The following is a 21,191-nucleotide window of genomic DNA, read 5'->3' as shown; positions in this document are numbered from 1 at the left end:
CGGCCCCACCCCTGCGTCAACTACTTGTCGTTATCGGACTTCGCACCAAGCGTCGTCTTCTGCACCTGCATGAGGAACTCGACGTTGCTCTGGGTCTCCCGGATCTTGTTGGTCAGCAGCTCAAGGCTCTGCTGCGTTTCGAGTCCGGACAGGACGCGGCGCAGCTTCCACATGATCTTGACTTCCTCGGGGGAAAGCAGGTTTTCCTCACGGCGGGTACCGGACGCGTTGACGTCCACGGCCGGGAAGATGCGCTTGTCTGCCAGCTGGCGGGACAGGCGCAGTTCCATGTTGCCGGTGCCCTTGAACTCTTCGAAGATGACCTCGTCCATCTTGGAGCCGGTCTCGACGAGAGCGGTTGCCAGGATGGTGAGGGAGCCACCGTTTTCAATGTTGCGGGCGGCACCGAAGAAGCGCTTCGGCGGGTACAGCGCGGCGGAGTCCACACCACCGGACAGGATGCGGCCGGAGGCCGGTGCTGCCAGGTTGTAGGCGCGGCCCAGTCGCGTCATGGAGTCGAGGAGCACGACGACGTCCATGCCCATTTCCACGAGGCGCTTGGCACGCTCGATGGAAAGTTCGGCGACCGTGGTGTGGTCGTCGGCGGGACGGTCGAAGGTGGAGGCAATGACCTCACCCTTGACTGTGCGCTGCATGTCCGTGACTTCTTCGGGGCGTTCGTCAACAAGCACCATCATGAGGTGGACCTCAGGATTGTTGGTGGTGATGGCGTTCGCGATGGACTGCAGGATGAGCGTCTTGCCGGCCTTCGGCGGCGAGACGATCAGGCCACGCTGGCCCTTGCCGATCGGGGCAACCAGATCGATGACGCGGGGGCCGATCTTCTTGGGGTCCGTCTCGAGGCGCAGGCGCTCGGAGGGGTACAGCGGGACAAGCTTCGCGAATTCGACGCGGTCCTTGAGTTCCTCGGGGGTCTTGCCGTTGACCGAGGTGATGCGGACCAGGGCATTGAACTTCTGGCGGGCGGACTGCTGCTGACTCCCGTGCTGGGCCTCGCCGTCACGGGGTGCACGGATCGCGCCGACGACGGCGTCACCCTTGCGCAGGTTGTACTTCTTGACCTGGGCGAGGGATACGTACACGTCGTTCGGGCCCGGCAGGTAACCGGACGTGCGGATGAACGCGTAGTTCTCCAGCACATCGAGGATACCGGCGACGGGCAGCAGGACATCGTCCTCGGTGACCTCGACGTCGTCGACGTCCGGTCCCTGGGCGCGTCCCCGCCGGCGGTCGTTGCGGTCGCGGAAGCGGTCGTTGCGGGAGGTGTTGTCGCGGCTGTCGCGGCCATCACGGCCGTCGCGGCTGTCGCGGCTGTCCTGCGCACCGGAGCGGTCGTTGCGGTCGCGCCGGTTGCGGCGGTTCCGGCGGCTGCCGCCGTCGCTGTCATCGATATCGCGGGCGGTGTCGCGGCCGGCGTTGTCGCGGTTGCCTGCATTCTCGCGGGTGTCGGCGGTGTCGCGGCCCCCACGGGTGCGGGTGTTGTCACGGCGCTGGCCGTCTTCGCTGCCCTGTTCGGCGCGCTGCTCGGTGCGCTCGGCCTGACGCTGATCGGAACGCTGTTCCGCGCGCTCCGCCTGGCGCTGATCGACGGAAGGCTGCTCGGCCGGGGCCTCGGCCGCCACGGCGCCCTGGCCTGCGGCCTGCTGCTCTGCGTCCTGGGCGGTGTTCTGGCCGGTGGCCTGGCCTGTGGACTGCGCGGCGGCTTCGCCACGGCGGCGGTTGCGGGTGCGCGGCTGGCGGGTGCGGTCGCCGCCTTCGCTTGCCTGCTCGGCAGGAGCGGCCTCCACTGCGGGAGCTGCGGCGGCCGGAGCCTCGGCGGTCGAAGCTTCGGCGGGGGGAGTCGTGATGACGCCGTCGCTGCCTGCACGGCGGCTGCGGCCACGGCCGCGTGCCCGGGCGTTTTCCTGGACAGGGGCCTCGGAATCGGCAGCGGCTTCCGGCGCAGCGACCGGAGCCGCGGCCTGGGCAACGCTGCCGTTGTCGGTGGCCTTTTCCGCTCCGCGGGCCGGAGCCTTGCTTACCGGGGTGCCTGCACGGTGGGCGGAAATGGCTGCGACCAGATCACCCTTGCGCATGCGGGATCCGCCGGAAATACCCAGCTGGCTGGCAAGTGCCTGCAGTTGGGCGAGCTTGAGGCCGGCGAGGCCGCTGCTCTTGGCGGGTGCGGCCGTTGACGATCCGGCAGCAGAAGATGATGTTTCCACAGCTGAAGACAGCTCAGTGGTTTCGGTCACGAAGGATCCTTCCCCCTCGACGGCGTCCAGACTAGGAGCTGGACGCGATGATTTGATCTGGGCTGCAGTTCAGATCTGCAGCCGGGATTTCGGCCCTGCCGGACGGATATCTGCCAGCAGGACCGGGTAGTTGCTCACACCTGGCGCGTTCGAAAAAATTTTAATGAACGGCGGGCTGACACTTCAGGGGCAGAGATAGTTTCTGCTGAGTCCTGCGTCAGACCAAAAGCAGGTGGCACCGGAAAATATTGCGCAATGAAAGATGAGAAAGGCAACTTGGCCAACATCGCGGTCTTATAAAAAGTTACTGGTTAACCGCCTGCGTGATTACTGCCGGTGCACTTCCACTTTAGCACCTTCAACGTCCACGGCCAGCTTCATCACACGCCAGCCCACTTCCGGCGTGTTCCCCGCGGTATGGGAGCCGATGAGGTCGACGATCCTCCCGGCTTCCGCTTCCCCGTTGGCAAGAACCAGAACCGTGGGACCCGCTCCGGATACGACGGCGGCGTGGCCGGCGCGCCGCAGGGCGGCGATCAGTTCGGCGCTGGGCCGCATTGCCTGCGCCCGGTAGCTCTGGTGCAGGTAATCCTCCGTGCCGGGCAGCAGGAATTCGGGCTTTTGCGTCAGCGCATGGATCAGGAGTGCCGCCCGGCCCGAGTTCATGGCCGCGGCGTGGTGGCCTACCGAGGCCGGCAGCAGCGCGCGGGCCGCTTCGGTGGAGAGCTCAAAATCCGGAACAGCCACGACCGGTACGACCGAGTCCGCCACGGTCGCGCAGGTGCTGCTGTACTGGTCACTGTCCTGCCACGACAGCGCCAGTCCGCCGAAAATGGCGGGTGCGACGTTGTCCGGATGACCCTCCATCTCGCTCGTCAGCTGCAGGATCCAGTCCTTGCTGCGCCGGGACGCCTCGGGCACCAGCACATTTGCCGCCGTCACTGCGGCGACGACGGCCGACGCCGATGAGCCCAGCCCCCGGCCGTGCGGATTGACGTTGTCGGCCGTGATCCGCAGTCCCTCGTGCCGGAAGCCCAGTCGGTGCAGCGCCTCGGTAACGGCCTTCACCACGAGGTGGCTCGCATCCCGCGGCAGCGTCGCGGCACCCTCGCCGCTGAGTTCGAACTCGAGCCCACCGCTGGCCAGGGTCTCCACCGTCAGGGTGTCATGCAGCGAAAGTGCCAGTCCCAGGCTGTCGTAGCCGGGGCCGAGGTTGGCGCTGGTCGCCGGCACCCGCACGGTCACCAGCTGGCCGGCCAGGACTGCCGGAGTGTCGGCAGGGAACTCGGCCGGGATCGTGAGGGTCGTTTCCAAGGCTACTTTTCTTCCAGTCCCAGGGCCGCGGCAACGGTAACGACGTCGTTCGAGACCTTGACGGGCTCAACGTCGCTGCCGTCCTCGGTACGGAGCGCCCACTGCGGGTCCTTGAGGCCGTGGCCCGTGACGGTGATGACGATGGTCTTTCCGACGGGGACCTCGCCGGCGGCGTGCTTCTTGATCAGCCCCGCCACACCGGCCGCGGAGCCGGGTTCCACGAAGACGCCTTCACGGGCGGACAGCCAGCGGTGGGCGGACAGGATTTCCTCATCCGTCACGGCCTCGATCAGGCCCTTGGATTCGTCCCGGGCGGCCACGGCGGTGTCCCAGGAGGCCGGGTTGCCGATCCGTATCGCGGTGGCGATGGTGTCGGGCTCGGTGATCGGGTGGCCGGCGACGAACGGTGCCGCACCGGCGGCCTGGAAGCCCCACATGACGGGGGTCTTCGTGGATACCGGGTCCAGGGTGCCGGCGGTGGCCGACTCGAACGGCGCGGAGTACTCCTTGTAGCCCTTCCAGTACGCGCTGATGTTGCCGGCGTTTCCTACCGGGAGCACGTGGATGTCGGGCGCATCGCCGAGGGAATCAACGATTTCGAACGCGCCGGTCTTCTGCCCCTCGATCCGGGCGGGGTTGACCGAGTTGACCAGGAACACCGGGTAGGACTCCCCGAGTTTGCGGGCGATGTCGAGGCAGTCGTCGAAGTTCCCGTCGACCTGCAGCAGCGTGGCGCCGTGCGCGATCGCCTGGCTCAGCTTGCCCATCGAGATCTTGCCCTCGGGCACCAGCACCGCGCACTGCAGTCCGGCCGCCGTCGCGTACGCGGCGGCGGAAGCGGAGGTGTTTCCGGTGGAGGCGCACACCACGGCCTTGGCGCCGGAGGCAACGGCTGCCGTCATGGCCATGGTCATGCCGCGGTCCTTGAAGGATCCGGTGGGGTTCATGCCCTCGACCTTGAGGTAGACGTCGCTGCCGGTCAGCTCGGAGAGCTTTTGAGCGTAGACCAGCGGCGTGCCACCCTCGCCGAGGGTGATGACCTTCGTGGCCCCGGTGACAGGCAGACGTTCGGCATATTCGCGGATGACACCGCGCCATTGGTGAGCCACTTAGACTCCTTCTACCCGCAGTACGGATGTAACGGAATTGATGACGTCCAGGCCCTTCACGGCCTCGACGGTGGCTGCCAGTGCAGCCTCGCTTGCGCGGTGCGTGACGATCCGCAGTTCTGCCGACTCCACGTTGGAGGCAGCGTCGCGGTGGATGGTCTGCCGCATGATTTCAATGGAGACGCCGTGCTCGGCGAAGAGCTGGGCGATCCGGGCCAGCACGCCGGGCTGGTCCGCGACGTCCAGGCCGATGTAGTAGCTCGTGACGGCGGCGTCGATGGGCAGGGCGGGAACGTGGCCGGTTGTTGTCTCGGTGCGTCCGGGGCCGCCGAGGACCAGCCGCCGGGCAGCGGACACGAGGTCGCCCATCACGGCGGACGCCGTCGGGGTTCCGCCGGCACCCTGGCCGTAGAACATCAGCTCGCCGGCGTTTTCAGCTTCGATGAAGACCGCGTTGAAGGCGCCGCGGACGGCGGCGAGCGGGTGTTCGCGCGGCAGCAGGGTGGGGTGCACGCGCACGGACACCCCGGTGCCGCCATCTGCGTCCGTCAGTTTCTCGGCGATGGCCAGCAGCTTGATCACAAACCCGGCGTCCTTCGCGGCGGCGATGTCCGCCGCGCTGACGGAACTGATGCCCTCGCAGTGGACGTCCTCAAGCGCGAAGCGGGTGTGGAAGGAGAGCGAGGCGAGGATGGCGGCCTTGGCGGCGGCGTCATGGCCCTCGACGTCGGCCGTCGGGTCGGCCTCCGCGTAGCCGAGCCGCTGGGCCTCGGCCAGGGCATCGGCGAACTGGGCCCCGGTGGAGTCCATCTGGTCCAGTATGAAGTTCGTGGTGCCGTTGACGATTCCCAGCACGCGGGTGATCCGGTCGCCGGACAGGCTGTCCCGGATCGGGCGCAGGATGGGAATGGCCCCGGCCACGGCCGCCTCGTAGGACAGCTGGACGCCGGCCTTGTCGGCCTCCTCATACAGCGTCGGACCGTCCTGTGCGAGCAGGGCCTTGTTGCCGGTGACCACGCAGGCCCCGTGGCGGATGGCGCTGAGGATCAGGCTGCGGGCCGGTTCGATGCCGCCCATCAGTTCGATCACCACGTCGGCGTCCTTGACGAGCGTCTCGGCGTCGGCGGTGAACAGTTCGTGCGGCAGTTCGACATCGCGGGGGGCATCGACGTTGCGGACGGCGATGCCGCTCAGTTCAAGGCGGGCCCCGGTGCGGGAGGCCAGCGACCCTGCGTCGTCAATGAGAATCCGCGCAACCTGGGCCCCAACGTTGCCACAGCCCAGCAGGGCTACTTTCAGGGTTCGCAATTCGGTCATTCAGACTCCCATGTCGCGGTTCAGCAGATCTTGTTCGGTTTCCCCGCGGACAATGAGCCGGGCAGATCCGTCGCGCACAGCGACAACGCCCGGCCGGGCCAGATAGTTGTAGTTGCTTGACAGGGCCCAGCAGTAGGCGCCGGTCCCCGGTACAGCGAGCAGATCACCGGCTGCCACGTCCTCGGGCAGATATACATCTCTAACAACTATGTCGCCGCTCTCGCAATGTTTGCCCACCACGCGGGACAGCTGCGGCGCCGCGTCCGACGTCCGGGAGGCCACAATCGCCGAATAATCCGCGTCATAGAGCACCGGACGGGCGTTGTCGCTCATGCCGCCGTCCACTGACACATACCGGCGCGGGTACGTAACGTTTTCGGGTGCGGTTTCGGCTGTTTCTGCTGTTCCGGCGGCCGGGGCGTCCACCCGTACGGTCTTGAGGGTGCCCACTTCGTACAGCGTGAACGTGCTGCTGCCCACGATCGCGCGGCCCGGTTCGATCGAGATCCGCGGCGCGCTGATGCCGAGCTCGGCACACTTGGAGCGGACGACGGCGGCCATGGCCTGGGCAATCTCGGCGGCGGGGCGCGGGGTGTCCACGGGCGTGTAGGCGATGCCGTAGCCGCCGCCCAGGTCCAGTTCCGGAAGCACGATCGAGTACTTGGCCTGCATCGCGGCGAGGAAGTCCAGCAGCTTCTCGGCCGCGAGGGCAAAGCCGTCCGGCTCGAAGATCTGCGAGCCGATGTGGCAGTGCAGGCCCAGCAGCTCAACACTCTCGTACCCCGAGGCTGCCGCGACGGCCTCTTCGGCCGCGGACAATCCGGCCACCTCCGTGGAGTCCGGTGCCATGGAGAGGCCGAACTTCTGGTCCTCGTGCGCCGTGGCGATGAATTCGTGGGTGTGCGCGTGCACGCCGGGCGTGAGCCGCAGCATGACCTTCGCGCTCTCACCGCGGGCCGCCGCGATCGTGGCGACGCGGTCCAGTTCGGCGAGGCTGTCCACGACGATCCGGCCCAGCCTCATATCCAGGGCGCGGTGGATCTCGCCGTCGGACTTGTTGTTCCCGTGTAGCGCGACGTCGGCGCCCGGGATCCCGGCCCGCGCGGCCACGGCGAGTTCCCCGCCTGAGGCGGTGTCGAGGCGCAGCCCTTCCTCCTCCACCCAGCGGACCACGGCGGTGCACAGGAAGGACTTCCCGGCGTAGTAGACGTCCACTCCCCCGCAGATGTCGGCGAAGGCATCATTGAACGCGTCGGAAAAGGCCCGTGCCCTGGCCCGGAAGTCGTTCTCGCTCATCACGAACAGCGGCGTGCCGAACTGGCGCTGGAGCTCGCTGACCGGGATCCCGTCGAGGGCGAGTTCGCCGTCGTCGTTCCGTGCCACGCCGGCAGCCCACATGGGCTCATGCAGGGCGTTCAGGTCCGCGGGGACCTGCAGCCATTCGGGGGCCAGCGGGGAGGCCGGGTTTACCGGGGTTCCAGGGTTCTGCGCGTTCGCGGTCATGGCAGTCACATCCGTTCCGGCGCCGAGACGCCCAGCAGGTCGAGTCCGTTGGCCAATACCTGGCTGGTGGCGTCGTTGAGCCACAGCCGGGTACGGTTCACGTCGGTGATGGGCTCCTCGCCCTGCGGCGCCACGCGGCACGCGTCGTACCAGCGGTGGTAGGCGCCGGCAATGACCTCCAGGTGGCGCGCGATCCGGTGCGGCTCGCGGAGTTCGGCGGCCTTGGCGACGATCGAGGGGTAGCTGCCGAGGTAGGACAGCAGCTCGTTTTCGGTCGCATGGTCCAGCAGCGAGGCGTCAAAGCTGTCTTTGCCATCTACACGGCGCTCGACGCCGGCCGCCACCGCGTTGCGGGCCGCGCCGCGGGACCGGGCGTGGGCGTACTGGACGTAGAACACCGGGTTCTCGTTGCTGTGCTTCTTGAGCAGATCCGGATCCAGGGTCAGCGGCGAGTCGGCCGGGAACCGCGCCAGTGAGTAGCGGACCGCGTCCTTGCCCAGCCAGGAGATGAGGTCCTTGAGCTCGATGATGTTGCCGGCCCGCTTCGACAGCTTGGCGCCGTTGACGGAGACCAGCTGCCCGATCAGGACCTCGATGTTGACCTCGGGATCGTCGCCGGCGGCGGCGGCGATGGCCTTGAGCCGGTTGATGTAGCCGTGGTGGTCGGCACCGAGCAGGTAGATCTTCTCGGTGTAGCCGCGGTCCTTCTTGGACAGGTAGTACGCGGCGTCGGCGGCGAAATAGGTCGGCTCGCCGTTCGCGCGGATCAGGACGCGGTCCTTGTCGTCGCCGAAGTCCGTGGTGCGCAGCCAGACCGCGCCGCCGTCGTCGTAGACGTGGCCCTGTTCGCGGAGCCGGGCCACGGCGTCCTCGATCGCTCCGGCGTCGTGGAGTTCCTGTTCGGAGAAGTAGACATCGAAGTCGACGCCGAACTCCGCAAGGGTCCGCTTGATGTCGTGCAGCTGCGCCTGGTACGCGGCGCCCCGGATGACCGGCAGCGCGGCCACGTCGGTGAGTTCGCGGATGTCCGGGTGCCGCGTCAGCACCTCGTGGCCGAGGTCCGCGATGTACTCGCCCGGGTAGCCGCCCTCCGGGACGGTGCGGCCGTGCATCCGGGCCAGCACCGAGTGGGCGAAGACGTTCATCTGCGAGCCGGCGTCGTTGACGTAGTACTCGGCCGTGACCTCCGCGCCGGAGGCCCGCAGCACGCGGGCGATCGAGTCGCCCAGTGCGGCCCAGCGGGTATGCCCGATGTGCAGCGGCCCGGTGGGGTTGGCGGAGACGAATTCCATGTTGACCGTGTGGCCGGCGAGCGCGGCGTTGGTGCCGTAGGCCGGTCCCGCCTCGACGATCGCCTTGGCCAGGGCACCGGCCGTGGCGGCGTCCACGGTGATGTTGAGGAAGCCGGGACCGGCGATGTCGACGGCGGAGACGCCGTCGATGGACTTCAGCCGGGCGCTGAGGACCGCGGCGAATTCGCGCGGGTTGGTTCCGGCGGCCTTGGCCAGCTGGAGGGCGATGTTGGTGGCCCAGTCTCCGTGGTCCCTGTTCTTCGGCCGCTCCACACGCACCTCATCCGGGACGTCGGATGCGGAGAGCCCGATTTCACCGGCGGCGACGGCGTCCTTCAGGCAGGCGGAAATTGCGAGGGAGAGTTCTTCTGGGGTCACGGCTCTAGCCTACCGTCGGCCCGCAGTCTGGCGGAATTTCGCGCCGGCCGGGCGGGCGCGCGGCCGCCCGGCCGGAGCCGCCGGGCGCGGGTCCCGGACGCTGCGCGGGCGGCGGTGCTGGAGACTGCGCCGGCGGCGGACGGAAAACCTCACAGGGTTTTCCAAGTTTTGGTCCAAGGTGAACCAGTACGCTGAAGTGAACGTTGTCTTCGGTGTAGCCGGCAGAGCCTGTAGCCGGCCGGACCTGACAACCCGCTGAGTTCCTGCCCAACCGGTCCACTATCGAAACGAGTCGCGGCATGCATACCTCCCTCCGCAAAAACGTCCTGGTCGGCATCGCCGGCCTGTCCCTGGCCGGGACCGCGGCCGGTTGTGCCCCCGGGGCGCCGAACGCCCCCGCGCCGGCTACCCAGCCCGCAACCTCGGCGCCCGCCACAGCCGCTGCCGGCAGCTACCAGGACGGCATCTACTCCGCCGACGGCAACTACGTGTCACCGAACGGCACGGAGACGGTCGGCGTGCAGCTGACGCTGGCCGGCGGGTCTGTGTCCGATGTCGTGATCACCCCGCATCCCTCCAACCCGAACACCAGAAAATTCCAGGGCGAGTTCGCCAGCGGCATCAAGTCGCAGATCGCCGGCAAGCAACTCGATGAGATCAAGGTCGCCAAGGTGGCCGGTTCCTCGCTGACCAGCGGCGGCTTCAACCAGGCCGTGGAGAAGATCAAGGCCGATGCCTCGTAGCCGGCGGGAAGCGCGGCGGGAAGGGAGGTCAGGTGCCCCATCCGGGCTGGACTGATTTCAGTTTCGACGGGATCGGTACCCGTTGGCAGATTTCCACGCCTTCCGCACTTTCCGAGGGGCACCGCCGCCGACTTCTCGGCGTCGTGGCGGATTACGACACCGCCTGGTCCCGCTTCCGGCCGGACTCGCTGGTCTCCAGGGCAGCGCGGCAGCCGGGCAACTATGAGTTTCCTGCCGAGGCCGCCGAGCTGGGCCCGCTCTACGGGGCGCTGTACCGGCTCAGCAATGGCGCCATGACTCCGCTCATCGGCGGCAGCCTGGCGCAGCTCGGCTACGGTGCCGGTTATTCGCTGCGCCCCGAGGGGCCTCCACTGGCCGCCCCCCGCTGGGAGGACGTGTTGGAGTGGGAGGGGACGGTACTGACCACCCGGGCTCCCGTTGTGATCGACGTCGGTGCCGCCGGGAAGGGTCAGCTGGCCGATCTGCTCTCCGCCGAGCTTCTCGCGAGCGGGATCAGCGACCATTTCATCGACGCCAGCGGGGACCTGTTGAACCCCGGAAACGCGCCGGTTGAGGTAGCCCTCGAACATCCCTATGACTCTTCCCGCGCCATCGGCGTTGTGACGCTCGGTGCGGGTGCCCTGTGCGCGTCCGCGGCCAACCGGCGGGCGTGGGGCGACGGGCTGCACCATGTCCTGGACGGCACCACGGGGGCGCCGGTGCGCACCATTGTGGCCAGCTGGGCCATGGCCGGCAGCGCGATGCTGGCAGACGCGCTGGCCACGGCCCTGTTTTTTGTTGAAGGAGCCCGGTTGCGGGAGGAGTTCGAGTTTTCCTGGCTGGCCGTCTACTCGGACGGGCACGCGGAGTATTCGGCCGATTTCGAAGGAGTGCTGTTCTCATGACCGCCGTTATCTCCACTCCCATCGGCTCGCGGCTGGACACCGCACTGGGCCGGCTCACGATGTACCGGCTGGTGCTCTGGGTGCTTGCCGTGCTCGCCGCCTACAGCATGTTGCTGGACGTGCTCGGCTGGCTGACCTTCGGGCTGCCGGAGATGCTGGCGCACCTGGCGCTCTGCCTCGGCCTGACCTATGGTTCCAACCGCCTGCTCGCCGCCCTGTTCCGCGTGCAGCCGCACAACGAGTCGTCGCTGATCACCGGCCTCCTGCTGTACTTCCTGTTCTGGCCGACGCAGTTTTCCGCCGGGTTGCAGCTGCTGGATCTGGCCGGCGTTGCACTGGCGTGCGTGCTCGCGTCCGCCTCCAAGTACGCGCTGGCCTGGCGTGGCCGCCATATCTTCAATCCGGCGGCGGCCGGCGCCTTCATCACCGGGCTGACCGGACTGAACATCGCCACCTGGTGGGCTGCCACCCCCGCCATGCTGTGGCTGCTGCTGCCGGGCGTGCTGCTGGTGCTGTACCGGGTGCGGAAACTGCTGATGGCTGCCGTGTTCACCGTGGTCGCCGTGTCCATCGTGACGGTGGAGCTGCTCCGGTCCGGCGCTGCCCTTGGCGAGGCCCTGTGGCAGCCGCTGGCCCAGCGGCCGGTGCTCTTCTTCGTCGGCTTCATGCTCACGGAGCCGCTCACGCTGCCGCCGCGGCGCTGGCAGCAGCTGGCGCTCGCCGCCGTCGTCGGCCTGCTGTTCGCCATCCCCTACAACCTGGGCTTCGTCGCCAATTCCCCCGAGCTGGCGTTGCTGGTGGGTAACGCCCTCGCGTTCGCCGTAGGCCAGCGCGGCGGCGTCCGGCTCCGCTTCGAGGGCGCCCGGCCGTTGACGCCGACGACGACGGAATTCAGCTTCCAGCCGGAACGTCCCGTCCGCTTCAGCCCCGGCCAGTACCTGGAACTGCATCTGCCCGCCGACAAGGCCGACGGCAAGCACGATGGAAAGGGCCGGCGCCGGGTCTTCAGCCTGACCAGCGCACCCGGTTCCCCGCTGCTGAGGATCGGGGTCGGAACGGCCGAGCCGCTGTCATCGGCCAAACGTTCCCTGCTGACCCTGGAACGGGGCGCCGAACTCACCGCCACGACCGTGGGCGGGGATTTCGTCCTGCCCCGGGATCCCGCGTCGCCGGTGCTGTTGATTGCCGCCGGCATCGGCATCACTCCTTTCCTGGCCCAGCTTGCCGCGGGGGCGGCCCGGGAGAGGGATGTCGTCCTGCTGTATCTTGCCAAAAACGCCGCGGAGCTCGCCTACACCGAGGAACTGGAACGCTCCGGCGCCCGGATCCTGGCCCGTCTCGCGGACGGCTCGGCCCCGCCGTCGTTCATGCAGGACGCAGGGTCCGGCAGGATCGACGGGAAGGCGCTGAAAGCGCTCGTGCCGGACATCGCGGCCCGCACCGTCCTGGTGTCCGGTTCGCCGGCGAGCGTCCGCTCGCTCCGCGTCGCCGCGCGGGCGGCCGGCGCACGGAAGGTCCACGTGGACTCCTTTGCGGGCTACTGAAGGCGCCGGCGGACTGGCCGATCGGGCGACACAGACCCGTCGGTTTTCCCTTGGAGGCCACCTTCCTGCTAAGCTCTAGGACGTCCCGCCGGTAACGGCAGGGTCCCTGATTGCCCTCGTAGCTCAGGGGATAGAGCGTCTGCCTCCGGAGCAGAAGGTCGTTGGTTCGATTCCAATCGAGGGCACAGCCAAGAACCCCTAGAATCCAGTGGATTCTAGGGGTTCTTTTGTGTTTGCTGCACGGTGCAACCGTCCATGGCATCCCCCGCCAATCACCCTGGCGCGTACGGGAGGTACTTGAGTGCTCATACTGAACGGAAAAGTCATACTGAATGGAAAAGGCCGCACTGCGGCCCGGCGAACGGGGGCACCGTATGGACGTCGTTAACGAGATTCTGTTTCCGTTCCAGTGGCTCGTATCGGCCATCATGGTGGGACTTCATGATGCCCTCAGCATCGGCATGCCGGCGGCCAGCGGCTGGACCTGGACCCTCGCCATCATCGGCCTGGTGCTGGTCATCCGTGCCACGCTGATTCCCGTATACCTGAAACAGGTCAAGGCCCAGCGCCGCATGCGGCTGCTGCAGCCGGACCTGAAGGAACTGCAGGACAAGTACAAGGGAAAGTCCGACCCGCTGTCGAGGCAGGCCATGGCCCAGGAACAGATGGCCCTGTACAAGAAGCACGGCACCAACCCGTTTTCGGCCTGCCTTCCCCTGCTGATCCAGGTGCCGTTCTTCTTCGCGCTCTTTACCGTGCTCTCAGGCATTGCGACGGCTGCCGGGCGGGGCCAGGGCATCGGGGCGATGAGCCATGAGCAGGTGGTGCAGTTCGAGGAGTCGAGCATCTTCGGCGCCCCGCTGTCCGCGTCCCTGCTCCACGGTAGCGGCGGGAATCCCGCCAGCGTGACCGTGCTGACCATTCTGATGATCCTGGCCATGACGGCAGCGCAATTCATCACCCAGAAGCACATCATGGCAAAGAACATGTCCGATCAGGCCGTGGCCGGCCCATTCATGGTGCAGCAAAAGATGTTGCTCTACATCCTGCCGATCGTCTTCGGCGTGGGCGGCATCATCTTCCCCATCGGGGTCTTGATCTACTGGACCACCACCAACCTGTGGACCATGGCGCAGCAATTCGTCCTTGACCCGCGGGCGCCATGAGAGGCGGCCGCAGGGCAGCAGGATGCCGTCGCCTCGGCTCCGGGCCTCAGCTCAGCTCCGTAACTCAGCTCCGGGACTCGGCAAGGTCCTTGAGCCTGGCCAAGGCCAATGGCCAGGCTGCGTTGAACTCGGCGACGAACTCATCCTCGCTGTCGAGTTCCACCTCCACGGTGGTTACGCCGTCCGCTTCCTTGAAGGCATAGCTTTCGTGGGCCCCGATGAAGGACTTCGCGGCATCGCTCGTGGTGTCGTCCACACCGTCGACTATCTGGCCCGTGTAGCGAAGGGAGATGAACTCATGCGGTCTGTTCTCCTCAACGGTCGCGATCATCCCGCCGAGCTTGCCGTCGTCGTCCGGACCCAGGAACCGGATTTCGCCGCCCTTGTCCCAGCCGCCTTCATAGTAGGAACCGCTGTTGAATACGCTGGTCCATTCCCGGTAGCTGGCCTCGTCCAGCATCGTGGTCCACACATCCTGCGCGGGAGCGTTGATCTGCACCGAATACTGCAACTTTTCCATGCGCGATTCTACGTCCGGCCCAGCGAATCGGAACAGGGGCGGCCGCCGCGCCGGGACCGCCGCTGCCAAATGTCGCAGCCCGCTCGTAGGCTGTCAGCATCGGCAGCGGGGTTACCGGCGGCCGGCAGCGGACCCCGAACCGGACGCCGTACTGCCAGTGACCCCGCCGAAGCACAAAGGGGTCTCACATGTACTGCTCCATCATTCCTCCGTACCTGCTGCGCCGGCTGGCGGCGCAGCATGAACCGGCGCTCTCCGAGGCTGCCCGTGCCGCGCGGGAAGCGCTGCTGCATGTCAAGAGCTTTCAGTCGTCCCGGACCGCTCCCGCCCCCGCTACTCCCCCGGGCATGCGCGGACTCAAGCCCGCAGCGCCCGACCGCACGGTCTATGATGCGAAATTCTCCGAACAGCTGCCCGGCACCGTGGTGCGCAAAGAGGGCGAGCCGGCCACCGGCGATCCCGCGGCCGATGAGGCCTACGACGGACTCGGGCACACGCACCGGCTCTACGCCGAGGCGTTCGGCCGCAACTCCATCGACGGCCGCGGACTTCCCCTCGTTGCCACCGTCCACTTTGGCCGCCTGTATGACAACGCCTTCTGGGACGGCCGGCAAATGGTCTTCGGCGACGGCGACGGGCAGATCTTCGAGCGGTTCACGAAGTCCCTCAGCGTCATCGGCCACGAGCTGGCCCATGGCGTGACACAGTACTCTGCCGGCCTGGTCTACCGGAACCAGGCCGGCGCCCTCAACGAGTCCATGTCCGACGTTTTCGGAGCGCTGGTTGAGCAACATGTGCGGAAGCAATCGACGTCGGAAGCCAGCTGGCTGATCGGCGAGGGTCTGTTTACGGATCGGGTCCAGGGAAAGGCCCTGCGCTCCATGAAGGCACCGGGCACGGCATACGACGACGACGTGCTCGGCAAGGATCCCCAACCGGATTCGATGGACGACTACGTCCGCACGAGCGCCGACAGCGGCGGCGTGCACATCAACTCGGGCATTCCCAACCGCGCGTTCTGCCTGGTGGCGACGGCCCTCGGCGGCAACGCCTGGGATGCACCGGCGCAGATCTGGTACGAGACGCTGACGGGCGGCACGCTGGCGCCGAATGCGACCTTCCGCGTGTTCGCCAGGGCCACCGCAGCCTCCGCCGCGGAACTCTTCGGAGCCGAATCGAAAGAGCATGACGCCGTACGCTCGGCGTGGGAAACTGTGAAGGTAAAGCTTTGACGGTTCGCCGCCGGCCCGGCGAACGGCCGGCGGCGTTCCGGCCCAGGAACGATGCCCTCACCATCAAGTGAAGGTCCCCAGTCCCATGAGAATCCCGGATTTCTGAAAATGCGAGTTCCATGAAAATCACGGTCCAGCGCAGTAGCGGCATCGCAGGAATGACGCGGACCTGGTCCGTGCTGGCCACGCCCCCGGAGGATAAGGACCTCTGGCAGCCGCTCGTTGAGGCCTGCCCCTGGGACGAAGCTCCTAAGACCGCCCGTGAAGCTGCCGGGACTCAGCCTGACCGCTTCCTGTACAGCATCCGCGCCGGCCAGCGCCGGGCCACCCTGCCGGAGCAGGCCGTCACGGGACCATGGCGGGAACTCGTCGATCACGCCCGGGCCGCCGCGGAGTCAACGCCCCCAGACCCCGGCATGTCGCTGCCGGGCGGCCGGCCGCCGCCGTCGGGCAGTTTGCTGGATCCGGGGACTTAAACTGCCTCGACCAGCTGCCCCCGGAAGGTGCGCCGGTAGGACTGCGGGCTGGTGTCCAGCACCTTCGCGAAGTGGTGGCGCAGCAGCACGGAGTGACCGAAGCCGGATTCCCGGGCGATCTCGTCAATGTTGAGGTCCGTGGTCTCGAGCAGTTCCTGGGCCCGCAGGACGCGCTGCGAGTTGAGCCAGGCGGCGGGAGTTGCGCCCGTCTCGGACCGGAACCGCCGGGCGAAGGTCCGGGGTGACATGTGGACCCGGGCGGCGAGTTCGTTGACGGAATGATCCTCTTCCAGGTGCCGGACCATCCACTGCAGCAGTTCCTCCATGGGTTCGGAGCCGCAGGCCGGGATCGGCCGGTCGATAAACTGCGCCTGACCGCCGTCGCGGTGCGGCGGAACCACCATGTCCCGGGCAATGCCCGCCGCCACGTTCGCGCCGAATTCCACCCGGACCAGATGCAGGCACGCGTCGATGCCGGCGGCCGTGCCTGCGCTCGTAATGATCCGGCTGTCCTCGACGTAGAGGACGTTTTCATCCACCAGCGCAGCGGGATACTGGCTGGCGAGCTCCTGCGAGTAGTGCCAGTGGGTGGTGCAGCGGCGGCCATCGAGCAGGCCCGCCCTGGCCAGGGCAAAGGCACCGGAGCAGATCGACATCACCCAGGCGCCGCGGGCGTGAGCGGCGCGCAAGGTGTCCAGGACGGATTCGGGCAGGTCGTCGTCGCGCCCGTAGGGGGTCATGATCACCAGATCGGCGTCGGCGGCGGCTTCCAGCCCCAGGCCCACGTGCATCGTCAGCCCGGATTTGAGCGGAATGTCGCCGGGATCCGGGGCGCAGACGCGGAAGTCGAACGCGGGGACCCCGCTTCCACGGGCCGAACGGTCGATGCCGAAGACCTCGAAGGCGGTTGCAAACTCGAAGATCGAGAAGTTGGGAACCACGATCATCGCCACTGAATTGATCATGTATCTATGATGGCAGAATTTTTACCTTTTTGGGCATTTCTGCCACTTCTTTTGCCTCGCCGACAAGAGAACCATGGAGGCATGGAACTCCTCGGAATAGCACTCATCATCCTGATCATCGTCGGCCTTTCAGCCACCGTCTCGGTCCTTCGTAGTGATGGCCGGGGCCACAACCCGCCCGTCCGCTCGGAGGATGCCTGGACCGCTCTGGATCTTCCCAGCACCAACTACACCCTGCGGATCTTCTGAGCACCGCTCCCGAAATAGTCCGGCCGGTCCGGACCCCACCGCCAGTTGCCCGGCCCCCCAAGGGTCCGGGCAACGTTATGTCCGGGGCATCGCCGGCGGCGCGGCGGCCGTCGCCGTCGGCAAGCCCAGTAGACTATTGCCAGCCATGACACTGCATATTTCCTACCCCGCCGAGCTGCCGGTTTCCGAGCGCCGCGAGGACCTGATGGCCGCCATCGCGGCCAACCAGGTCACCATCATCGCCGGCGAGACCGGTTCCGGTAAGACCACCCAGATCCCCAAGATGTGCCTGGAGCTGGGCCTCGGCGAGAACGGCTTGATCGGCCATACCCAGCCGCGGCGGCTTGCGGCGCGCACGGTGGCCGAACGCATTGCGGAGGAACTCGGCGTCGAGATCGGCCAGGAAGTGGGCTTCCAGGTCCGGTTCACCGGCGAGGTCAGCCGTAACACCAGGGTCAAGCTCATGACCGACGGCATCCTGCTCGCCGAGATCCAGCGCGACAAGCTGCTGCGCAAGTACAACGCCATCATCATCGACGAAGCCCACGAGCGCAGCCTCAATATCGACTTCATCCTCGGCTACCTCAAGCGCATTCTGCCGCAGCGGCCGGACCTCAAAATCATCATCACCTCCGCGACGATTGATCCGCAGCGTTTCGCCAAGCACTTCGGCAGCGAAGAGGAGCCGTCGCCGATCATCGAGGTCTCCGGACGCACCTACCCCGTCGAGATCCGCTACCGGCCGCTCTCCCAGCCCGCCGGTGGATCCGCGGCCGGCGAAGAGGGAATCCCCGCCTCCGACGACGAGCTGGAAGAGGACCGCGATCCGCTGGACGCGGTGTGCGACGCCGTCGACGAACTCGCGCTCGAAGCCCCCGGCGACATCCTGATCTTCTTCTCCGGCGAACGGGAAATCCGCGACGCCGCCGAGGCGCTCAACGGCAGGATCCAGTCCAACCGGCGGCTCGCCGGCACCGAGGTGCTCCCGCTCTTTGCCCGGCTGAGCCTGCAGGAGCAGCACAAAGTCTTCCACCCGGGCAACAAGCGCCGCGTTGTGCTGGCCACCAACGTCGCCGAAACCTCGCTCACGGTCCCCGGCATCAAGTACGTCATCGATACCGGCACCGCCCGCATCTCGCGCTACTCGCACCGGACCAAGGTCCAGCGCCTGCCGATCGAGCGGGTTTCCCAGGCCTCCGCGAACCAGCGCTCCGGCCGCTGCGGCCGCGTGTCGGACGGCATCGCCATCCGGCTCTATTCGGAAGAGGACTTCGAGTCCCGGCCGCTCTTCACCGACCCCGAGATCCTGCGCACCAACCTTGCCGCCGTCATCCTGCAGATGACCGCCATGGGCGTGGCCCGCGGCCCCAAGGATGTCGAGAACTTCCCGTTCGTGGAACCGCCGGACCCGCGGGCCATCAACGACGGCGTCACCCTCCTCCGCGAACTCGGCGCCCTCACCGTCGCGCGGCCGCAGGAACAGGCGGACGACGGCGGCGGACGCCCCGGCCGCCGGCCGGCCGGCGCTGCTGCCGGAAGAAACGGTGGCGGGCTGACCGCCGTCGGACAGCAGCTTGCCCAGCTGCCCGTGGACCCGAGGCTCGGCCGGATGATCGTGGAGTCCGGCCGGCGCGGCTGCGTCCGTGAAGTCATGATTCTCGCGGCAGCCCTGACCATCCAGGACCCCCGCGAGCGCCCGACGGACAAGCAGCAGCTCGCCGCGGAGAAGCACGCGCGTTTCCGGGACGAGAATTCCGACTTCACCGGCTTCCTGAACCTGTGGAACTACATCCAGGAAAAGCAGCAGGAGCTCTCCTCGACCCAGTTCCGCAGGCTCTGCCGTACCGAGTTCATCAACTATCTGCGCGTCCGGGAGTGGCAGGACCTGTTCGCCCAGCTGCGCCAGCTCGCCCGCCCGCTCGGCATCAGCCTAGACAACACCCGTCTGGCCGACCCGGTAGGCAAGCACGAGAGCATTCACATCAGCCTGCTCTCGGGCCTGCTGAGCCACATCGGCATCCTCGACGAACGCAAGCGCGAGTACGCCGGCGCCCGCGGCAGCCGCTTCGCGGTTTTCCCGGGCTCGGCGCTGTTCAAGAAGTCCCCCACGTTCGTGATGGCCGCGGAACTGGTCGAGACGAGCCGGCTGTGGGCCCGCGTCGCCGCGAAGTTCGATCCGCTCTGGGTGGAGCAGGTGGCCCCGGACCTGGTCAAGCGCAGCTACAGCGAACCGCACTGGTCCAAGAAGATGGGCTCCGTGATGGCCCATGAGAAGGTCACGCTGTATGGTGTGCCGATCATCCCGAGCCGGCGCATCAACTACGGCAGAGTGGATCCGGAGCTGAGCCGCGAGCTCTTCATCCGGCATGCCCTCGTCGAAGGTGACTGGCAGACCCACCACAAGTTCTTCCACCGGAACCGCGCCCTGCTCCACGAGATCGAGGAACTCGAGGCGCGGATGCGGCGTCGGGACATCCTGGTGGACGACGAGGCGCTGTTCGAGTTCTACGATGCCCGGATCGGCAAGGAGGTCGTCTCCGAACGGCACTTCGACAAGTGGTGGAAGGAAGCGCGTCAGCAGGACCCTACGCTGCTGGACTTCGACCAGGCACTGCTGATCAGCGAAGACGCCGACGCCCTCGACGATTCGGCCTACCCGCAGACCTTGCTGCACAAGGGCTTCGAGCTGCCCCTGACTTACGAGTTCCACCCGGTGGCCCCCGGCTCGCCGCCAAACCCGTCCGACGGCGTCACCGCCGAGGTTCCGGTGCTCTTCCTGAACCAGCTCGACGACGCCGCCTTCCGCTGGCTCATTCCGGGTCAGCGCGTGGAACTTGTCACTGCCCTGATCAAGTCACTGCCCAAGCAAGTGCGCAAGAACTTTGTTCCCGCCCCGGATGTTGCGCGCCAGGCCGTGGCAGCGCTGGAGGCCGGCTTCGATCCGGCCACCGATGAACTGGAGCCCTCGCTGGAGTTGGTCCTCCGCCGCATCCGGGGCCAGGTCATCCCGCCGCATTCCTGGAACTGGGACGCCGTGCCACCGCACCTGCGGGTCAGCTTCCGGGTCGTGGACTCACGCGGGAAGGTACTGGACGAGGACAAGGACCTCTCGGCGCTCCAGGAGCGGCTGGCCCCGGCCACCCGCCGGGCGATCGCCGAATCGCTCGGTGCCACCCCGGGGACCACGGCGCCCAAGGCTGTGGCGAAAGCGGCCGGAAAGGGCGGACAGGTCAATGACGCTGGGCCTGCCAGCGGAGCCGTCGCGGCGTCCGGGGCAGACGCCGCCGCCTCCACCGGATTCACGGAGAAGTCCGGTCTCACCGAGTGGACTTTCGGCGCCGTGCAGCGCCAGGTCCAGGGCATCGTCACGGGTCACACCGTCACCGGCTACCCGGCGCTCGTCGACGAGGGCAGCTCCGTTGCCCTGCGGCTCTTCCAGACCAGCGCGGAACAGGAGCAGGCCATGCGCGGCGGCGTCATCCGCCTGCTCGCCCTCAAAGTCCCGCCGCCGGACCGTTACGTCCTGGAGCACCTGAACAACACCGAGAAGCTGACCTTCAGCCAGAACCCGCACGGTTCCGTGTCGGCCCTGATCGCCGATTGCGCCCTCGCCGCCATCGATAAGCTCACGCCCGCGGAATTGCCCTGGGATGAGGCATCGTTCAAGGCCCTGTATGAGAAGGTCCGCGCCGAACTCATCGACACAGTCTTCACCGTCACCGCCGTCGTGGAGCGCATCCTGGCAAGCACCCGGCGGATTGAAAAGCAGCTGAAGGGAACCACGAGCCTGGCCCTGATCAGCGCGCTCAATGACATCAAGAGCCAGCTCGAGCAGCTCGTCTACCCCGGCTTTGTGGCACGCACGGGCTACGCCCAGCTGAGCCAGTTGCCGCGCTACCTCGCCGCCATCGAGAAGCGCCTCGAGAAGCTTCCGACTAATGTGCAGCGGGATGCCCAGCAGATGGCAGCGGTCCAGGCCTTGGAAGACGACTACGACGACGCCGTGTCCGCCCTGCTGCCAGGACGGCGGGCCGGTGCCGAGTTAACCCAGGTCCGCTGGATGCTCGAGGAGCTCCGGGTGAGCCTGTTCGCCGTCGAACTGGGAACGGCGTATTCGGTGTCGGAAAAACGGATCCGGGCAGTGCTCAACAAGGCGCTGGCGCCGGTCTGACGTCCCGTCAGGGCGTGCAGACCGGCGCCAGTGAAAGTTGCCGCTACCGGTG

The 21,191-nt window shown here is 67.3% G+C and carries 16 protein-coding genes and 1 tRNA gene; 9 read left to right on the top strand and 8 right to left on the bottom strand.

Annotated elements, in window-relative coordinates:
- Positions 1–20: 20 nt before the first annotated feature.
- The 6 genes from rho to argS all read right to left on the bottom strand — a co-directional run bounded on the left by rho (position 21) and on the right by argS (position 9,168).
- Positions 21–2,255, bottom strand: a complete 2,235-nt coding sequence (gene rho / locus QFZ69_RS05810; RefSeq protein WP_306916294.1) for a transcription termination factor Rho — start codon at positions 2,253–2,255, stop codon at positions 21–23.
- 327 nt (positions 2,256–2,582) lie between these two features.
- Positions 2,583–3,569, bottom strand: coding sequence for a homoserine kinase (thrB, locus tag QFZ69_RS05805; RefSeq protein WP_306916293.1), 987 nt, complete (start codon positions 3,567–3,569; stop codon positions 2,583–2,585).
- A gap of 2 nt (positions 3,570–3,571) precedes the next feature.
- The gene (gene thrC / locus QFZ69_RS05800; RefSeq protein WP_306916291.1) at positions 3,572–4,678 is read right to left on the bottom strand and encodes a threonine synthase; all 1,107 of its coding nucleotides are present in this window, start codon (positions 4,676–4,678) and stop codon (positions 3,572–3,574) included.
- Positions 4,679–5,995, bottom strand: coding sequence for a homoserine dehydrogenase (locus QFZ69_RS05795; RefSeq protein ID WP_306916289.1), 1,317 nt, complete (start codon positions 5,993–5,995; stop codon positions 4,679–4,681).
- Positions 5,996–7,498, bottom strand: a complete 1,503-nt coding sequence (lysA, locus tag QFZ69_RS05790) for a diaminopimelate decarboxylase (RefSeq protein WP_306919608.1) — start codon at positions 7,496–7,498, stop codon at positions 5,996–5,998. It lies immediately after the preceding gene.
- Between the two features lie 5 nt (positions 7,499–7,503).
- On the bottom strand, positions 7,504–9,168 hold the full coding sequence (argS, locus tag QFZ69_RS05785) for an arginine--tRNA ligase (protein ID WP_306916286.1): 1,665 nt from the start codon (positions 9,166–9,168) through the stop codon (positions 7,504–7,506).
- 299 nt (positions 9,169–9,467) lie between these two features.
- On the opposite strand from argS, the gene QFZ69_RS05780 reads away from it, so the two are divergent.
- From QFZ69_RS05780 to yidC, 5 genes are all read left to right on the top strand, one after another.
- A complete protein-coding gene (locus tag QFZ69_RS05780; RefSeq protein WP_306916284.1) occupies positions 9,468–9,911 on the top strand; it encodes a hypothetical protein in 444 nt (147 codons plus the stop codon).
- A gap of 32 nt (positions 9,912–9,943) precedes the next feature.
- On the top strand, positions 9,944–10,816 hold the full coding sequence (locus QFZ69_RS05775; RefSeq protein ID WP_306916282.1) for an FAD:protein FMN transferase: 873 nt from the start codon (positions 9,944–9,946) through the stop codon (positions 10,814–10,816).
- Positions 10,813–12,360: an FAD-dependent oxidoreductase gene (locus QFZ69_RS05770; protein ID WP_306916281.1), complete on the top strand. Its 1,548-nt coding sequence runs from the start codon at positions 10,813–10,815 to the stop codon at positions 12,358–12,360. The genes QFZ69_RS05775 and QFZ69_RS05770 overlap by 4 nt, the downstream gene beginning before the upstream one ends.
- Positions 12,361–12,472: 112 nt before the next feature.
- Positions 12,473–12,545 (top strand) — tRNA-Arg (locus QFZ69_RS05765).
- A gap of 189 nt (positions 12,546–12,734) precedes the next feature.
- Positions 12,735–13,526, top strand: coding sequence for a membrane protein insertase YidC (gene yidC, locus QFZ69_RS05760; RefSeq protein WP_306919607.1), 792 nt, complete (start codon positions 12,735–12,737; stop codon positions 13,524–13,526).
- Positions 13,527–13,590: 64 nt separating this feature from the next.
- Here yidC and QFZ69_RS05755 read toward each other — a convergent pair whose 3' ends face one another.
- A complete protein-coding gene (locus tag QFZ69_RS05755) occupies positions 13,591–14,046 on the bottom strand; it encodes an SRPBCC domain-containing protein (protein WP_306916279.1) in 456 nt (151 codons plus the stop codon).
- Positions 14,047–14,234: 188 nt separating this feature from the next.
- Between QFZ69_RS05755 and QFZ69_RS05750 the strand changes: the two genes are divergently transcribed.
- Positions 14,235–15,278, top strand: coding sequence for a M4 family metallopeptidase (locus QFZ69_RS05750; RefSeq protein ID WP_306916277.1), 1,044 nt, complete (start codon positions 14,235–14,237; stop codon positions 15,276–15,278).
- A 119-nt stretch (positions 15,279–15,397) separates the two neighbouring features.
- On the top strand, positions 15,398–15,754 hold the full coding sequence (locus QFZ69_RS05745; protein WP_306916275.1) for a protealysin inhibitor emfourin: 357 nt from the start codon (positions 15,398–15,400) through the stop codon (positions 15,752–15,754).
- On the opposite strand, the gene QFZ69_RS05740 is transcribed toward QFZ69_RS05745, so the two are convergent.
- Positions 15,751–16,719, bottom strand: a complete 969-nt coding sequence (locus QFZ69_RS05740) for a GlxA family transcriptional regulator (protein WP_306916273.1) — start codon at positions 16,717–16,719, stop codon at positions 15,751–15,753. The two genes, QFZ69_RS05745 and QFZ69_RS05740, sit on opposite strands and share 4 nt — an antisense overlap.
- An 81-nt stretch (positions 16,720–16,800) precedes the next feature.
- Here QFZ69_RS05740 and QFZ69_RS05735 point away from each other — a divergent pair, with 81 nt between their 5' ends.
- On the top strand, positions 16,801–16,968 hold the full coding sequence (locus QFZ69_RS05735) for a hypothetical protein (RefSeq protein WP_306916271.1): 168 nt from the start codon (positions 16,801–16,803) through the stop codon (positions 16,966–16,968).
- A 145-nt stretch (positions 16,969–17,113) separates the two neighbouring features.
- Positions 17,114–21,139 carry an ATP-dependent RNA helicase HrpA gene (gene hrpA, locus QFZ69_RS05730; protein ID WP_306916268.1) on the top strand — a complete coding sequence of 1,342 codons (4,026 nt, stop codon included), beginning with the start codon at positions 17,114–17,116 and terminating at the stop codon, positions 21,137–21,139.
- Positions 21,140–21,191: the final 52 nt, after the last annotated feature.

It is taken from the genome of Arthrobacter sp. V1I7, from assembly GCF_030817015.1.
GTDB lineage: Bacteria > Actinomycetota > Actinomycetes > Actinomycetales > Micrococcaceae > Arthrobacter.
This window is presented reverse-complemented; position numbering and strand designations above follow the sequence as displayed.

Bases quoted from the DNA above. Each gene is read 5' to 3' on its own strand.
- QFZ69_RS05795 (WP_306916289.1), bottom strand. From the start codon at position 5,995: ATGACCGAATTGCGAACCCTGAAAGTAGCCCTGCTGGGCTGTGGCAAC.
- lysA (WP_306919608.1), bottom strand. From the start codon at position 7,498: ATGACCGCGAACGCGCAGAACCCTGGAACCCCGGTAAACCCGGCCTCC.
- QFZ69_RS05780 (WP_306916284.1), top strand. From the start codon at position 9,468: ATGCATACCTCCCTCCGCAAAAACGTCCTGGTCGGCATCGCCGGCCTG.
- QFZ69_RS05770 (WP_306916281.1), top strand. From the start codon at position 10,813: ATGACCGCCGTTATCTCCACTCCCATCGGCTCGCGGCTGGACACCGCA.
- yidC (WP_306919607.1), top strand. From the start codon at position 12,735: ATGGACGTCGTTAACGAGATTCTGTTTCCGTTCCAGTGGCTCGTATCG.
- QFZ69_RS05755 (WP_306916279.1), bottom strand. From the start codon at position 14,046: ATGGAAAAGTTGCAGTATTCGGTGCAGATCAACGCTCCCGCGCAGGAT.
- QFZ69_RS05750 (WP_306916277.1), top strand. From the start codon at position 14,235: ATGTACTGCTCCATCATTCCTCCGTACCTGCTGCGCCGGCTGGCGGCG.
- QFZ69_RS05745 (WP_306916275.1), top strand. From the start codon at position 15,398: ATGAAAATCACGGTCCAGCGCAGTAGCGGCATCGCAGGAATGACGCGG.
- QFZ69_RS05740 (WP_306916273.1), bottom strand. From the start codon at position 16,719: ATGATCAATTCAGTGGCGATGATCGTGGTTCCCAACTTCTCGATCTTC.
- QFZ69_RS05735 (WP_306916271.1), top strand. From the start codon at position 16,801: ATGGAACTCCTCGGAATAGCACTCATCATCCTGATCATCGTCGGCCTT.
- hrpA (WP_306916268.1), top strand. From the start codon at position 17,114: ATGACACTGCATATTTCCTACCCCGCCGAGCTGCCGGTTTCCGAGCGC.